We start from the raw sequence: 15,493 nt of genomic DNA, 5'->3' as shown, positions 1-15,493 counted from the left end.
TTGAGATCTGAGGCTGCAACAAAAGCTGCAAAAACAATGGAAAATGTCGGATTCAAGCAAGTTCGTGTGTGTGCTTACACTTATCTTGATCCTAAAAACCGATCGCCATTAAAATGAATCATGTGTTCAGGGAATTCCATTATCCAAACTTCGGTATCCCAGGCAATCTCACACGTATGTTTTTTAAATTCGTTGAAATCAGGAAAGGCCGAAACATAAATTTTTCCAGCGTTACAGTCTTTTAATAAGTTTTCCAACTCAACTATTCTTTTGGGCGACATTGGCCCGTGAGAGGTAACAGCTTCAATGAGATACAACCAGTTTTTTGATCCGTCGTAAATGACAACATCAGGTAATTTACTGTGTTCTGTCATCGGAATTCCCATTCTTTCAAGAGTCTCTTTGTCAATATGTAAGTTCTTTTTTTCGGTGTCACCAACATAAAGCAAGGTCGAATCCTGAGCAAAGCGTGATGCAAATTCTTCAACAACTGCGGCCTGAACTTCATTGTGTTTTCCGGGAGATAATAATAAAATCCGTCCATCAGAAAGCTTCAAAGGTACCCTCGCCATTTTACGGTTTTTGCTGTACATTTCTTTTAATACCCCAACTTTTAAAGTGAAATTCTCCACTGCTTTTTTCCAATTTTTCGTTTTGTACGTTTTTACCGTTTCAAGTGCAATTTCAGAAATGGCATAATGGGCACGAGGACTATTTACCGGTAAATCGGGAATATCGGGGTTATAATCTGCAATGCCTGCCTGAACAAACTGGTGAAGGACTTGTCTCCTGAAAGTTTCCCGGGTATTTGGAGCATATTCCTTTTGATAATTTTCTGAGATAAAATTCATTATCCCTTTTGAAACACCGTAGCTTTGTCTGAAAGCTTTCGACCATTTATCTTGTTCCTTAACGTTGCACAGAGCAAGTAACGTATAAGCCGAGATTTCATTTTGTTGTGCATCAGGCAACCCCAATGTTCTCAAAATTACCTGTGCTTCCTGTATTTTTGACATATGGTTTTTCTAAAAGAACTTCATAAACAACCTTATCTACTTCCTGTTTTTCAGGTTTTTTATATTCTTTGATTTTACTTCCAATTAAGATGATCTCATTTAACGGAGGCATTTTGATTTGTTTTAATTCAGAGGCTCCAACTTGAGTATTGCCGTTAAAAGTTCTAAAGTAAGTATCAAACAAACTACTGCTGTAGAGCGCTGAAATACCCCAGATCTCATTTTCAGACAAATCTCCGTTGGGGCGATGAATATAGTTAATATGATTTTCGACGCCAATCATTTCTGTCTTGAAATTTGAATAAAAAAACGGACAACAAACTAATCTGCTCTTGTCGTCTTTGGCGCTGAACCGTCTCAGAAAGACGTAGTTTTTATTTTTAAGCAACACTTTTCTTGATTCATCGGAATTAATGATGAATCTTGGTTTATTCCCCTTTTGAAGCGGATATATAAACTCCATTTCTTTAATGTTATGCAACCAGATAAGCGGGGAAAGTGCTCCGTTAATTATGCCTTCCGGTTTCAGATACTCTGTGCATCGAAAAGCCACAACCGGGCCTGTGGAAATCTGAATATTATAATCATTCAAGGTGTTTTTCCACTTTCTGAAGATCTCAATCGTGCTTGTTTCGTTTTCGTTTGAGGGAATAAACAGTACTTTGTCTTTTGATTTTAAATCAATCAAATCATCCGTTCTGAATATTTGTGCCGATGGATTGTTCAAGCCTTTATCGCATTCTGAAACGGTTATTTTGATTTCAGGATTTGATTGTTTCGTTGCCCGTATAATGATGTTTTCCTGAAGAACATGATCATTTTTAAACATCTTGTTGCGCGATTCAAATATATGTATGTTTGAGATACTTACATCATTAAAAAAGTACTGTCTGAATGCTTTAAAGTAATTCCCCGCGGCAAAGCTCCTGGGCGTTATGAAAATCAACTCACCGTCAGGCTTTAATAACTTGGCCGAAACTCCCATAAATAAGCAATAAATATTTGGCTGTCCGTAAACCAATTCTTTTGCGGCAATCGCTCTTATGTCGGTTTTGGATATTTTGAAGTATGGCGGATTGGAAATTACATAATCGTATTTTTTCATTTTTTCAAGTCCAAAGAGTGAATTAACTTGAAATACCTTGGAATTTTCAACAACAAAATCAGTCTGGTTTACTGAAAATTTTAGTTGAATATTTCTTTCATTCAGCCATACCGTTAAAAAGTCAATCACTTTTAAAGTCTCAGCCAATACGTTTTTGTCAATTTCAAATAATGTTAGCTCAATTACCCTGAGATGTGATTTTTGAATTAGTTTTTCAATTAACGAGCAAGATAAAATTGCAGTACCACAGCCTGGGTCGAGAATGGATATCTTATCAGATTTGGGCCGGGCTAAATTGCCCATGAAATCAGAAATCGGTTTAGAAGTAAAAAATTGTCCATTGTCTTTTTTATGCTTATCTGACGTTGAGTGAGCATATTCAAGTCCGATGTACTCTGCGAACTCAGAAGGTAATTTGTATTTTTCTTTTAACTCCGTCATGATGCAAAAGTAAACAATCTTGGGTGCGCAGGCAAAAAAATGACTCTTTTGTAAATCAAAGTATCAGTTTGTGGGGTAGGGAATACAAATGTGCCAATTTGAGCCGACGCTTCTCTTTTTTCCTGTAAAGTACCGATGAACGCTGATAATCAATCTTCCGGTTCAAGTTCCGAGGCCGCGTCGTGGTCCAGGTAAAAGACCGGGTTTGTAGTTTTCGGCAAAATATAATATGCGGGAAGCTGTTTGGCCTCCTCTGTTTGATTGATCAATTCAGCGATGCGCGTTGCTTTTGACTTTCCGGTGACCAGGAAAAAGACACGTTCGCCATGGTTGATCACTTTGCCGGTCAGGGTCACGCGTTTTTGTCCCGAGTTAGGGTGGGTAGCCACTGCACATATTTCGTCCGATTCCAGCAATTCCATCTGGTGCGGGAAAATAGAAGCCGTGTGCCCGTCGTTGCCCAGGCCCAGGATGATCAGTCCGAAAGCCGGCCAACCATTTTTTTGAGGCACGAACTGTTCAATTTCATCCCGGTAGTCGCTGTTGGCGGCGTCGGGTGACAATTCTCCTTTTACACGGTGAATTTGTTCCGGGTTTACCGGTATCCGGCTGAATAAACGATCATTGGTCATCTTGTAGTTGCTTTCGGCATCAGTCGGAGCGACACAACGTTCATCCCCCCACCAGAAATGAATGGTTTGCCAGGGCATTTTCGTGGCATAATCCCGGGCCAGCACATCAAACAACAGGGCAGGGGTTGTACCGCCCGACAAGGCGATATGGACCGGCCTCTCAGCCTGCTTTATCCATTGGTACAGTTCGGCCGCAAAGGCTTCGGCTACCGCAGCCGGATTCGCGTATCGTTTAATCTCCCGTATCGTGGTCATTTCTATTTGGATATTAAGGGTTTGATTATGCCCGAAAGGCGTTACAATTCACAATAAGTGCCGTCGTCCGATAAATTTTTGCACGGATAACGCCAGGTGCCATCTTCTACCAGTTGATCGGCCCCGTCGGGCCCCCAGGTGCCGGCGGGATAACCGTAAACCGGAATGTCGGGATTGTTTTTCCATGCATCAAGGATTGGCTGGACATATTCCCAGGCTTTTATCACCGAGTCACCGCGCGAGTACAGCGTGGCATCGCCTTGCATACAATCAAGCAACAGCCGTTCGTAGGCCGATGGCAGATGTACGTTGGCCAGATCATCGTAATGAAAATCCATGTTCACGGTTTGGACATTAAAACCGGCCCCCGGCACTTTCATGCCGAATTTCAGCAGAATACCTTCGTCGGGCTGAATCCGGATGACCAGCTGGTTGTTTTGCTGATAATCAGTGTAGGCTCCAAACAGGTGATGTGGCGTCTTTTTGAAATGAATGACCACTTCGGTGACCCGTGTAGGTAATTTTTTCCCGGTACGGATATAAAACGGAACCCCGCTCCAACGCCAGTTATCGATGAAAAACTTCATGGCAAAGAAGGTTTCTGTCCGGCTGTTCGGGTCTACTCCTTTTTCCTGACGGTAGCCTTTCACCAGTTCTTTTTTGATGTGTGATTCGATGTATTGGCCACGAATGACCTGGTTTGCAACTTCTTCCTCTTTCATGGGCCGGAGGGATTGAAAAACTTTCAGAATCTCGTTCCGGATTGCATCGGCTTCAATCACTACCGGCGGTTCCATCGCAACCAGCCCGACCAGTTGCATCAGGTGGTTTTGCACCATATCGCGCATGGCGCCCGAATGGTCGTAATAGCCTCCGCGATCTTCCACTCCCAGGCTTTCGGCCGAGGTAATTTCGATATGATGAATGAAATTGTGGTTCCAGATCGGCTCGAAAATCCCGTTGGCAAAACGGGTTACCAGCATATTTTGTACCGACTCTTTACCGAGGTAATGATCGATCCGGTAAATCTGGTCTTCATCAAAGTGTTCAAGCAATTTGCGGTTTAATTCTTTGGCAAGCTCCAGGTTGGCGCCGAAGGGTTTCTCCACAATCAACCGCCTAAAACCGTCGGCCGACTTGTTCAGCCCCACGCTTGCCAGGTTGGCCGGGATAATATCGTACAAACGCGGAGGGGTTGACAGGTAGAAAATATAATTCTCGGGAATGTCATTCTGCTTGGATAGGGTGGTCAGCCGGTCTCTTAAAATCGGGTATTCGTAATTATCTTCTGTGGCCAGCGACTGGTAATAAAGGGTCGACAGGAATTTGCCGATAATTGGCTGCTGTTTTTCATCTTTGGGCAGAAATTCAGTCATTTTAATCCGGAATTCTTCGTCAGAATATTCTGTGCGGCTGACACCCAGAACGGCAAACTGTCCGGGGAGCAATTGTTGCCGGAACAGTTCAAACAATGCCGGAACCAGTTTTCGTTTGGTGAGGTCGCCCGATGCGCCAAAAATGACCAGTATTTGTGGTTTTGTGCTATTCATTGTTTTCAGTTTTCAGAAATAAACAAGTTAACCGCCCTTATGTTTGGGCTCCTTGTTTATCAAAATTCATTATTTTTCATCAACCAGACAAACAATCAGTTGCCCCTCAGTTTCAAAATGATGGATCCGGAACGTTTTTGTGGTCTCGTTAATCAGCGCGACTGCAAGTTCTGAATCTTCCTGAAGATAGATCCTGATTTGCCCGGCAAAATGTAATCCCGGTGTGTCGGCCAGTTTGTAAACAGCTTCTTTGATACACCAAAATAACCCGTGTCCGCCTGAAATTGTATGTGCCAGTTGCCTTTCTTCCGGCGAGAGGTATTTTTGTTCGATTCGTAAAAAATCACGATCTGCCTGTTCAATATCCAGACCTACGGCTTGTGAGGGATGAAGAAAAATTCCAGCCAGGCTGTCAGAATGACTGATGCTGATGTGTTTGTAGGTTGGATTGTTTAGTCGCGGCTGTCCGTTTTCGGCATAAAAGAGCTGCCCGGCCGGGCAGTTTACTTCGCGCATCAACAACCTGACGGCCAGCCATTCCCGTTTGCGTCTGGTATGGCTGATTGCCCGGTATTGCGGAATATCCAGGGCTTCGGGGAGCATTTGTTCAAGCGCTTCGAGTGGTTCGCGGATGCTCCAAAGGATCAGCAGGCCGTTGTTAACCGGTATTTTTTTCAGTAAGGGCATGGGCTTTCATCAAATTTACCGGCGTTGCGCCTGATTCCCGCTTTCGGGTTGGGTCCACCGGGTGGTTTCGATCAGATGAATGACGTCCGGTTTCAGAAATTCAATCACCGGACTGATGGAGTCGATGTTCGGAATTTCGCGGATGTAAAGGGCTCCCCGTATAAAATGGTTCGAACTGTCAGTCAGGTAAAATTGAAGCGGAGAAGCAGCATTTCCTTCAATGAAATAAATGGTGCCGTAAACCTGTTCTTTCGGGTTGATAAAAAGCTGTTCTTCAATAGCGTCGGCTTTTATGGAATGGTCGTAAGCCAACTTCCGTGATTCTTCGATGTGCTGATATAAATCGTCGCGGAGTTTCACATAGGTGACGTGGATATCGGCTTTGTTTTTTTGCGTTGTCACATTAATCCAGCCGGATTGAGGGGCGGATTCGTCATCGGGCACGGCTTGTGAGTAATTCGCGATCTGAAAGGTATAAGGAAGCTGCAGATCCAGTTGTCGGTACGATTTCTCCGGGAAAGCAATTCTGAAATATCCTCGTGGTTTCGGAGTATACTGCTTTTTACACGATACTGCAATCAGCAGTGCAATCATCACAAACAAAGCTTTCTTCATGACGTACCTTTCCTGTGAGTTAATTAATTTCAACCTTAATTTTTTTAATCCGGCGATTGTCGACCGCTTCGATTGAAAAAACGAAATTTTTACAAATAATCTTTTCATGCAATGTCGGAATCTCTCCCTTCAGTTCCAAAATTAATCCGGCAAGCGTGTCTGCGTCGCCTTTATATTCGTCAAAGATATGGTCGCTGGCGCCTGTGATTTTGTAAAAATCATTCAGCAGGATTTTCCCGTCAAAAAGATACTTATTCTCGGCGATTTTTGTGAAATAAATTTCATCATCGTCAAATTCATCGGAAATATCTCCGACAATTTCTTCCAGGATGTCTTCCAGGGTGACAATACCGGAGCTTCCCCCGTATTCGTCGACGACAACAGCCATGTGTACTTTGTTCTTCTGAAATTCTTCGAGTAGGTCGTCAATTTTTTTTGTTTCGGGCACATAAAAGGGTGGCCTGATGATCGATTGCCAGCGGAAATTTTCCTGTTTGTGAAGATGGGGCAGAAGGTCTTTGATGTAAAGAATCCCGCGGATGTTGTCAAACGATCCGGAATAAACGGGAATCCGGGAATAGCCAGACTCATTGATCAGGTTAATGACCTGGTTGTACGAGTCTTTGATGTCAACAGCAACCACATCCACCCGGGAGCGCATAATTTCAACTGCGCTTTTATTGCCGAATTTTACAATCCCTTCCAGAATGTCCTTGTCTTCCGATATCTCATTGTCGGCGGTTAATTCCAGGGCCTTCGATAATTCATCAACCGAAATATTCTGTGAATGCTTTTGCATCCGCCGGTTTACAAAGGAGGTTGAGAAAATAAGCACTGCATTTATCGGGCTGAAGATCTGCTCGAGCACATTTAAGGGCAAGGCCATCAGCCGGGCTACCCGCAGCGAGTGCCTTGATGCATATACTTTGGGGATAATTTCGCCAAACAACAGCAGAAAGAAGGTGATGACCACCACTTTGAAAATGTATCCAACTGTTTCGGCCTGCGAGAAGTCGATTAACATGTTGGTGGTGTACGACGAAAGAATGACAATTCCCACATTAACAAAGTTGTTGGTCACCAAGATGGTAGCCAACAACTTTTCCGGGTTTTCCAGGTTGTGTAAAATAAAATAAGCGTATTTTTCTTTTTTGCTGTTCAGCTTTTGCCGGTCTTTCGGGCTTAATGAAAAATAAGCCACTTCGGATCCGGATATAAGCGCAGACGTGATGAGTAAAATCACGATAAAAATTAAGCTGATAACAGCGGTTGTTGTAACAGGATGAAAATAAACATCCCAACTCAGAGTAATAAAATCAGGTAAAGGGTCCGTTTCCAATGAAATGTTGTTTTAGTTACTAAAATGGCAAATCGTCTTCTTCCGATGTTTCAAAATCAGGTTCGTTGACGTTGTTTGCCGGTTGATTGGCCGGGGCCGCATGGTTATTGCCCGTAGCATCTCCTCCCCGCGGACTTCCAAGCATTTCCATGTTGTCTGCGTATATTTCAGTTGTATACCGTTTGTTTCCGTCTTTATCGTCCCACGAACGGGTCCTGATCCGGCCTTCAATATACAATTTATCTCCTTTTTTTACGTATTGTTCAACAACCTTGGCCAAACCCCGCCACACAACGATGTTGTGCCATTCGGTTGTTGTTACTTTTTCTCCGGTCTTGGAGGTATAACTTTCGGAAGTTGCCAATGAAAAGTTGGCTACGGTTACGTCTTTGTCAAGATGTCTGACTTCGGGCTCCTGGCCTACATTGCCAATTAGAATTACTTTGTTTACTGACATAGTTTGATAAATTTAAAATTAACAATAATAAATTTACGACATTCTTCATTCTTGCAGCTTATTCATAATCAGTTATTTTATGAATACCTCTGTTTTTTTGACGAACCGTATCATTTATACCTATGAACGAAACTATTCTATAAGTTCATATTTTCAATTTCCCTTTCCACGGGTTTTGGAACAGCAAAGTTAAAAATATCTTTTTTATTCACTTTTACGAAAGAGGAAAGCTTGATTTTTTTATCTCCGGCAGTAATATACAGAAAGCGGTAATGGATATGTTGGTGGCTTAGTACCTGCTTCTTCCAGCCGGTTATTTTTGTGATGATGATTTGTTGCAACCCGAATAAACTATTCAGTTGAGGCTGAAGTTCGGAGATTTCGGTTTTCCGTTCGTGTTCAATCAGCGGAAATTCGTACAGGTTTTTCCAGATATCCTTACCGGTTCGTTTATTCAGGTAGATATTATCGCCCGAGGCGATGAGCAGGTAATTAAAATAGCGCTGCCTGATTTTTTGTTTTCCGGCTTTTACCGGAAATTTAGCTGTTTGCCCCGACTGATGTGCTACACAACGGTTTTTAAAGGGGCAAGCCGGGCAATCAGGATTTCGGGGAGTGCAATGTAGTGCGCCGAATTCCATGAGCGCCTGGTTGTGGTCGCCGGGGTTTTGCCTATCGAGCAGGTGAGTTGCCAGTTCCTGGAATTCTTTTTTTCCACGGGATGAATCAACCGGAGTATCAATTCCGAACAGGCGCGACAGCACCCGGTATACATTTCCGTCGACGGCGGCATGCGGCAGTTTAAAGGCGATGGAGGCAATTGCGGCAGCGGTATATTCGCCGATGCCTTTTAGTTTTAGCAAGGCCGCGTAATTGTCGGGAAACGCCCCGCCGTGGTTTGCGGCGATTGTTTTTGCCGTATGGTGCATATTTCTGGCCCGGGAGTAATATCCCAATCCCTGCCACAGTTTCAGGATCGTATCTTCGTCGGCTTTTACAAAATCATTTAAGGTGGGGAGATTTTCGATAAACTTCCGGTAATAAGCCAGCCCCTGGTCGATCCGGGTCTGCTGCATCATGATCTCAGACAGCCAAACCCGATATGGATCACGGGTTTCCCTCCAGGGGAGAAGCCTTTTGTTTTGCTTGTACCAACGCAATAAATCGGGTCCAAAATCGAGCGAATTTTTCATAACTGCTTTAGAATCTACAAGAATTGCAAAAATAATTCAACACATGTGTTTTTAGTTCTTAAATAATTTTTATTTTTGCACACCGATAAAGTTGTATTTATAATTTATTGAAAACTAAATATTTTAAGAGATGACTAAAGCAGATATTGTTAACGAAATCAGCAAGAACACCGGAATCGAGAAAGTAACCGTACAAAAAGCAGTTGAAGCTTTCATGGAAACTGTAAAAGATTCATTAACTGAAGGCAGAAATGTTTACTTGCGTGGGTTTGGAAGTTTTATAGTGAAGAAAAGAGCAGAGAAAACAGCACGTAATATCTCAAAAAATACAACGATCATTATTCCGGAACATTTTATTCCGTCATTTAAACCGGCGAAAACATTTGTTTCACAAGTTAAAGACCAAATTAAAAAGTAAATTATGCCAAGCGGAAAGAAAAGAAAACGGCACAAGATGTCGACGCACAAGCGTAAAAAGAGACTACGTAAAAACAGACATAAGAAGAAAAAATAGTTTTACAATTAAGGTAGAGCTATAGCGTTATGTTGGTTAAACCTAAAGCACACCGGTGTTTTAGGTTTAATCTGTTTTATAAGTCGACAAATACGCAAAACTTAATTCTAATTAAATAACGTTGTGAGTAGCGATCTGATTATTGATGTCACTCCCTCGGAAGTCGTTATTGCCTTATTGGAAAACAAGCGCTTAGTTGAGCTAACAAGGGAAAAAAGCGGAGCAAAATTTGCTGTTGGCGATATTTATTTAGCCAGGGTGAAAAAAATAATGCCGAGCTTGAACGCTGCATTCATCGACGTTGGGTATGAAAAAGATGCATTTTTGCATTATCTTGACATGGGTCCGCAATTTTCAACTTTGAATAAGTTTATGAAAATTGCCAGTTCTAAAAAAAACCGTATTTCCTCGCTGTCTAAAATCCACTCCGAGCCCGACATTAACAAAGAGGGCAAAATTACGGAGGTCTTAAAAGCAGGCCAGAATATTTTGGTTCAAATTGCAAAAGAACCAATTTCGACGAAAGGGCCACGATTGACCTCCGAACTGTCAATTGCGGGAAGAAACTTGGTGTTGATGCCGTTTAGTGAGAAAGTGAGTGTTTCTCAGAAAATCAGCTCCACCGAAGAAAAAAGCCGGCTGAAGAAATTGATTCAAAGTATCAGGCCGAAGAAATATGGTGTTATTGTCCGAACCGTTGCCGAAGGCAAACGAGTTGCTGAACTGGATCAGGAATTGAAGAAACTGGTTGCCAAGTTCGAAACGATCTTTCAGAAGCTAAAGAAAGCGACTGCTCCAGCCTTGGTTGTTGGAGAAATTGACCGGACAACCGCCTTGTTGAGAGATATTTACAGCCCAACCTTTAACAGCGTCATCGTCAACGATGCTGAAATTGCAGATGATATTGCAGAATATCTTGGAACCATCGATCCGGAAAAGAAAAAAATGGTCAAATGTTATAAAGGCGGTCAGCCTATATTTGAACATTACGGAGTCGATAAGCAAATTAAGTCGTCATTTGGAAAAACAGTTTCGTTTAAAAACGGGGCTTACCTGATTGTTGAACACACCGAAGCGTTTCATGTCATTGATGTGAACAGCGGTAACCGCTCAAAAGTAGGTGTCGATCAGGAAACCAACGCGCTGGAAGTTAATCTGGCGGCTGCTGAGGAAATTGCACGACAGCTGAGGCTGAGAGACATGGGGGGCATCATCGTTATCGATTTTATCGATATGCATGTTGCCGAAAACCGACAGAAGGTTTATGATTGTATGAGAGAGGCCATGTCCGTTGATCGTACCAAACACAATATCTTACCGCTGAGTAAGTTTTGTTTGATGCAGATTACACGTCAACGGGTACGTCCGGAGGAACACGTGGAGACAGCTGAAGTCTGTCCTTCGTGTAAAGGAACCGGAAAAGTGATGCCTACAATTCTCTTTACGGATGAACTGGACAATAAGGTCAATTATATTTTTAAAGATCTGAATAAAAAGAACCTGACCTTAAAAGTTCATCCTTACGTTGCCGCATTTTTAACAAAAGGGTTTATGTCCCGAAGACGAAAATGGGCTTTAAAATACATGAGGCATATCAGCGTCGAAGAAGTGAATGCCATGAGTTTTCTCGAATATCATTTTTTCGACGAGAATATGGAAGAAATTATTCTTTAATAACACAAATCCCGGAATTTATCCGGGATTTGTTATTTTAGGGTGTTTTTTATTTTTAGAAATGATCAGATTTGTCCTGTTTTTATGCTGTTTCCTGTTTGCCGGGAATGTGTTTGCCTACGAGATAACAGGCCGGTTGAAAATTTCCGGAGACTGGCAAGCCCGAATTTACCTGGCTTCGGTAAACTCGCCGGATAACCTCTTTGTGGCTTCACCTGAATTTGTAATCGATGAGGCTTTGATCGACGGGAATGGTTATTTTACGCTTTCAGGATTTGATTTGCCGGAAGATCCCCGGTTTTACCGCCTTTACCTGGTCCGGAATAATTTGTTCGGCGTTGAATTTATGACGGATTCGGTTCGGAACTTTATGCACCTGATCCTGGATAACCAAACAACCATTTTTATTGAAAATGCCGACGAAGGGCGTGTTTTTGAGTCGGTACAGATTAACGGTTCGCAGAAAAACAACTTGTTGACAGATTTTGAGAAAACCTACTTTCAAAAGCGCAAACAATTGAGTGGTGTGAATACCTCAGCCAAACGGAACTTCCAAAGTCAGAGCCTGAATAAATATATCCGCGAATTCACGGAGAATTGCCCTGACCCGCTGGTCGCCTTGTTTGCGCTGTATCACCTGGATGACCGGGAGACCGATTTTCTGCAGAACAGCGACTTTTATTTTAATTTTCAGGATCGCTTACAGGCCGAGCGTAGCTACCGGTATTATGCTCATATTTACGACGATCTGTTAAATAGTCTGGTTGGCTACCGCGACCTGGTTTGCGCCATACCCTCCATTACAAAGCCGTGGCGCGATTGGGTTATTGGGGGAGAAGCTGCACTGATCGTGTTATTGGTTTTCCTCCTTTTCAAAAGAAAACGGAATATCCCTCAAAAGCGGGAAGAAACCGATTTTGTAAATTTGTTGACCGAAAAAGAACGAATGATCTGGCAAAGCCTGGCAGCCGGAAAAGCAAATAAAGAAATTGCAGCCGATCTGTATATCGAAATCAGCACGGTAAAAACACACATCAATAATTTGTATAAACGACTGGGTGTTGCCAACAGAAAAGAGGCTATAAGCCTTTATAGTAGTCTGAAACAGGTAAGCCCAAAGGGGGACTAGACCCTTTTTCAACCTTTTTTGTCCGGGAATCCACCATCCGGTTATGAAAATATCCGGTTTGTCTGATTAATTTTGTTTCATTGTAAAAACAAATCAGAACGTAATGAAGCAATTTAGTTTACTTATCGGATTCTTACTTTTTTCTATTCAATTATTTTCACAGATTCTGGAACCGGTTAAATGGTCATTCGACTCCCGGCAAAACGGGCGCGAAGTTGAATTGATTTTCAAAGCGACCATCGAGGAAACCTGGCATTTGTACGATACGAACCTGCCGGACGGAGGTCCGGTCCCTACATCGGTTAATTTTAACGACAGCAGCTTATTTGAATTTGTAGGCGAGCTAAAAAAAATACCGCAACCGATTGAAAAGTACGACGAAACGTTCATGATGGATTTACGCTATTTCAGTACGGAGGCGGAATTGGTTCAAACCATCCGGCTGAAATCGGACGATCCGGTAGTTATTAGCGGATTTGTCGAGTTTATGTGTTGCGACGATGAAACCTGTTTGCCGCCTACTGAAGCCGATTTTGAATTTGAATTTAATGCAGGAGAAAAAACAGGCGATATCGGATCGGGTGCGCAAAAGGAGTCGGTAAAGGTTCTCACCGACAGGGGAAAAGAAGGCTCGACCGAAACGCTGTGGTTGTTTTTCTTTTTTTCCTTTCTGGCAGGTTTAGCCGCAATCCTGACTCCCTGTGTGTTTCCCATGATCCCGATGACCGTGTCCTTTTTTATGAAGAGCGGGGAATCGAAAGCCAAATCCATATTCCACGCAGTGGTATACGGTTTTTCTATTATTGCTATTTATACGATTGTTGGCACCCTGGTGGCTGTGCTGTTCGGACCCGATGCCGCAAACTTTATCAGTACGCATTGGCTGCCGAATGTGCTTTTCTTTATCATTTTTGTATTGTTTGCATTTTCGTTTTTCGGCATGTTCGAAATTGTGTTGCCGGGCTGGCTGGTCAATAAATCAGATCAGCAGGTGGACAAAGGCGGGCTGGTAGGTTCATTTTTTATGGCTTTAACCTTGGTTTTGGTGTCATTTTCGTGTACCGGTCCCATTGTTGGAGCAATCCTGGTCGAATCGGCCGGAGGGGCGGTGCTAAAACCAATTATAGGGATGTTTGGCTTTGCCCTGGCTTTTGCGCTTCCGTTTACCTTGTTTGCCTTGTTCCCGGGCTGGTTGAGCAATTTGCCCAAATCGGGCGGTTGGTTAAATTCGGTGAAGGTGGTATTGGGCTTTCTCGAGTTGGCTTTAGGTTTGAAATTCCTGAGTGTAGCAGACCAAACCTATCACTGGGGAATTCTCGACCGTGAAGTTTACCTGGCTTTGTGGATTGTTATTTTCATTTTACTTGGATTTTACCTGTTGGGAAAGCTGAAGTTTGCCCACGACAGCGACCTGAAGTTTATTTCGGTACCCCGGTTAATGATGGCCATTGCATCATTCGCTTTTGTGGTTTACCTGACGCCGGGTATGTTTGGCGCGCCGCTGAAAGCAATTTCAGGATATCTTCCACCGCAAACCACCCATGATTTTGATCTGCATAAAATAATCCGCGACGAAATGAAACTGGTTAATGCCACTGCCGGCGCTGCCACCTTCAACGGAACGTCCGAATTATGCGAGACTCCAAAATACAGTGATTTTTTGCACTTACCGCATGGGCTGGAAGGCTATTTTGATTACGAACAGGGCATGGCTTGTGCCAAAGCTTCAAATAAGCCGGTGTTTATTGATTTTACCGGGCATGGTTGTGTAAACTGCCGGGAAATGGAGGCCAATGTCTGGTCAGATCCACGGGTGCTGGAAAGGCTGAAAAACGAGTTTATCATCATTGCCCTGTATGTCGACGACAAAACAAAACTGCCCGAAGAAGAATGGGTGACATCAACATACGACGGGAAAGTAAAAAAGACACTGGGGAAAAAATATGCCGATTTCCAGATCAGCCGTTTTGGGGTGAATGCCCAGCCATATTACGTTTTATTGGATACAAATGAAGAATTGCTGGCTGCTCCGAAAGCTTACGATTTAAACCCGGATAACTTTGTGCGGTTTCTGGATGAAGCTATCAAAAAATTCCACGATAAATGATCGTGATCTTTAAGCATTAAATGAAACTTAGGATGAAACGAAATATTGTAGTGACCGGCGGCGCCCAGGGTATTGGTCAGATTATCGTCCGCGAATTGCTGGCAAACGATTACCGGCTTACTGTCCTGGATGTGGACGCCGAGGCGCTTCATGAACTTAAAACGGAATGTAACACGCCGGATTTAATCGCGTGCTTAGCCGATGTTGCGGACGAAAAGCAGGTGGTGGCAGCCATGAACCTGGCGGTTGGCCAATTTGGACGGATTGATGGCTTGATCAACAACGCGATGGTACAGGCCGGGAAACCTCTGGCCGACTTATCGCTTGACGAATGGAACCGGGTGCTGGAGGTTAACCTCACCGGGCCGTTTTTATGTACCAAACACGCCGGAGCCGAATTGCGCAAAAACAGAGGCGCCGTCATTAATATTTGTTCTACAAGGGCGCTGCAGTCGGAGCCGGATACCGAGGCTTACTCGGCATCGAAAGGTGGATTGCTGGCTTTAACCCATGCTTTGGCAATGAGCCTGGCGCCCGATGTCCGGGTGAATGCCATCAGCCCGGGCTGGATCGATGTTTCGGCGGTTAAAAAGCGATCGGCAGCACAACAAATTTCACTTTCGGAACAGGACCACCTGCAGCATCCGGCGGGAAGAGTAGGAAAACCACGCGACATTGCCAATATGGTGTTGTTTTTACTTCGTCCTGAAAATGATTTTATTACCGCCCAAAACTTTGTTATTGACGGGGGGATGACAAAAAAGATGATTTACGTATAA

General features: G+C 43.3%; 14 protein-coding genes. 5 read left to right on the top strand and 9 right to left on the bottom strand.

The window, feature by feature from the left end; all coding sequences use genetic code 11:
* Positions 1-80 precede the first annotated feature (80 nt).
* The 9 genes from AC6H3C_RS15990 to mutY form a co-directional block, all read right to left on the bottom strand.
* Complete coding sequence (locus AC6H3C_RS15990) at positions 81-1,016, bottom strand: BsuBI/PstI family type II restriction endonuclease (protein WP_497516410.1); 936 nt, start codon at positions 1,014-1,016, stop codon at positions 81-83.
* The gene (locus tag AC6H3C_RS15985; RefSeq protein WP_497516408.1) at positions 964-2,562 is read right to left on the bottom strand and encodes an Eco57I restriction-modification methylase domain-containing protein; all 1,599 of its coding nucleotides are present in this window, start codon (positions 2,560-2,562) and stop codon (positions 964-966) included. The genes AC6H3C_RS15990 and AC6H3C_RS15985 overlap by 53 nt, the downstream gene beginning before the upstream one ends.
* Positions 2,563-2,711: 149 nt before the next feature.
* Positions 2,712-3,449 (bottom strand): 6-phosphogluconolactonase, encoded by a 738-nt coding sequence (pgl, locus tag AC6H3C_RS15980; RefSeq protein WP_497516407.1) that lies wholly within the window; start codon positions 3,447-3,449, stop codon positions 2,712-2,714.
* Positions 3,450-3,490: 41 nt separating this feature from the next.
* Positions 3,491-4,999 carry a glucose-6-phosphate dehydrogenase gene (gene zwf / locus AC6H3C_RS15975; RefSeq protein WP_497516406.1) on the bottom strand — a complete coding sequence of 503 codons (1,509 nt, stop codon included), beginning with the start codon at positions 4,997-4,999 and terminating at the stop codon, positions 3,491-3,493.
* A 69-nt stretch (positions 5,000-5,068) separates the two neighbouring features.
* Positions 5,069-5,686, bottom strand: a complete 618-nt coding sequence (locus AC6H3C_RS15970; RefSeq protein WP_497516405.1) for a 4'-phosphopantetheinyl transferase superfamily protein — start codon at positions 5,684-5,686, stop codon at positions 5,069-5,071.
* A gap of 15 nt (positions 5,687-5,701) precedes the next feature.
* Positions 5,702-6,301, bottom strand: a complete 600-nt coding sequence (gldD, locus tag AC6H3C_RS15965; protein WP_497516404.1) for a gliding motility lipoprotein GldD — start codon at positions 6,299-6,301, stop codon at positions 5,702-5,704.
* Positions 6,302-6,320: 19 nt separating this feature from the next.
* Positions 6,321-7,640 carry a gliding motility-associated protein GldE gene (gldE, locus tag AC6H3C_RS15960; RefSeq protein WP_497516403.1) on the bottom strand — a complete coding sequence of 440 codons (1,320 nt, stop codon included), beginning with the start codon at positions 7,638-7,640 and terminating at the stop codon, positions 6,321-6,323.
* A gap of 19 nt (positions 7,641-7,659) precedes the next feature.
* The gene (locus AC6H3C_RS15955; protein WP_497516402.1) at positions 7,660-8,097 is read right to left on the bottom strand and encodes a single-stranded DNA-binding protein; all 438 of its coding nucleotides are present in this window, start codon (positions 8,095-8,097) and stop codon (positions 7,660-7,662) included.
* A 137-nt stretch (positions 8,098-8,234) separates the two neighbouring features.
* Entirely contained in the window at positions 8,235-9,290 is a 1,056-nt protein-coding gene (gene mutY / locus AC6H3C_RS15950) for an A/G-specific adenine glycosylase (RefSeq protein ID WP_497516401.1), read from the bottom strand.
* Between the two features lie 130 nt (positions 9,291-9,420).
* On the opposite strand from mutY, the gene AC6H3C_RS15945 reads away from it, so the two are divergent.
* The 5 genes from AC6H3C_RS15945 to AC6H3C_RS15925 all read left to right on the top strand — a co-directional run bounded on the left by AC6H3C_RS15945 (position 9,421) and on the right by AC6H3C_RS15925 (position 15,493).
* Positions 9,421-9,708 carry an HU family DNA-binding protein gene (locus AC6H3C_RS15945; protein WP_423128319.1) on the top strand — a complete coding sequence of 96 codons (288 nt, stop codon included), beginning with the start codon at positions 9,421-9,423 and terminating at the stop codon, positions 9,706-9,708.
* A 219-nt stretch (positions 9,709-9,927) separates the two neighbouring features.
* Positions 9,928-11,478 carry an Rne/Rng family ribonuclease gene (locus tag AC6H3C_RS15940; RefSeq protein ID WP_497516400.1) on the top strand — a complete coding sequence of 517 codons (1,551 nt, stop codon included), beginning with the start codon at positions 9,928-9,930 and terminating at the stop codon, positions 11,476-11,478.
* 61 nt (positions 11,479-11,539) lie between these two features.
* The gene (locus tag AC6H3C_RS15935) at positions 11,540-12,607 is read left to right on the top strand and encodes a helix-turn-helix transcriptional regulator (RefSeq protein ID WP_497516399.1); all 1,068 of its coding nucleotides are present in this window, start codon (positions 11,540-11,542) and stop codon (positions 12,605-12,607) included.
* Between the two features lie 103 nt (positions 12,608-12,710).
* Positions 12,711-14,714, top strand: a complete 2,004-nt coding sequence (locus AC6H3C_RS15930) for a protein-disulfide reductase DsbD family protein (RefSeq protein ID WP_497516398.1) — start codon at positions 12,711-12,713, stop codon at positions 14,712-14,714.
* 32 nt (positions 14,715-14,746) lie between these two features.
* Positions 14,747-15,493: an SDR family oxidoreductase gene (locus tag AC6H3C_RS15925; RefSeq protein ID WP_497516397.1), complete on the top strand. Its 747-nt coding sequence runs from the start codon at positions 14,747-14,749 to the stop codon at positions 15,491-15,493.

This window comes from Gaoshiqia sp. US2 (assembly GCF_059705485.1).
This window is presented reverse-complemented; position numbering and strand designations above follow the sequence as displayed.

Coding starts and splice junctions, on each gene's coding strand:
- AC6H3C_RS15990 (WP_497516410.1), bottom strand. CDS start 1,016: ATGTCAAAAATACAGGAAGCACAGGTAATTTTGAGAACATTGGGGTTG.
- AC6H3C_RS15985 (WP_497516408.1), bottom strand. CDS start 2,562: ATGACGGAGTTAAAAGAAAAATACAAATTACCTTCTGAGTTCGCAGAG.
- pgl (WP_497516407.1), bottom strand. CDS start 3,449: ATGACCACGATACGGGAGATTAAACGATACGCGAATCCGGCTGCGGTA.
- zwf (WP_497516406.1), bottom strand. CDS start 4,999: ATGAATAGCACAAAACCACAAATACTGGTCATTTTTGGCGCATCGGGC.
- AC6H3C_RS15970 (WP_497516405.1), bottom strand. CDS start 5,686: ATGCCCTTACTGAAAAAAATACCGGTTAACAACGGCCTGCTGATCCTT.
- gldD (WP_497516404.1), bottom strand. CDS start 6,301: ATGAAGAAAGCTTTGTTTGTGATGATTGCACTGCTGATTGCAGTATCG.
- AC6H3C_RS15955 (WP_497516402.1), bottom strand. CDS start 8,097: ATGTCAGTAAACAAAGTAATTCTAATTGGCAATGTAGGCCAGGAGCCC.
- mutY (WP_497516401.1), bottom strand. CDS start 9,290: ATGAAAAATTCGCTCGATTTTGGACCCGATTTATTGCGTTGGTACAAG.
- AC6H3C_RS15945 (WP_423128319.1), top strand. CDS start 9,421: ATGACTAAAGCAGATATTGTTAACGAAATCAGCAAGAACACCGGAATC.
- AC6H3C_RS15935 (WP_497516399.1), top strand. CDS start 11,540: ATGATCAGATTTGTCCTGTTTTTATGCTGTTTCCTGTTTGCCGGGAAT.
- AC6H3C_RS15930 (WP_497516398.1), top strand. CDS start 12,711: ATGAAGCAATTTAGTTTACTTATCGGATTCTTACTTTTTTCTATTCAA.
- AC6H3C_RS15925 (WP_497516397.1), top strand. CDS start 14,747: ATGAAACGAAATATTGTAGTGACCGGCGGCGCCCAGGGTATTGGTCAG.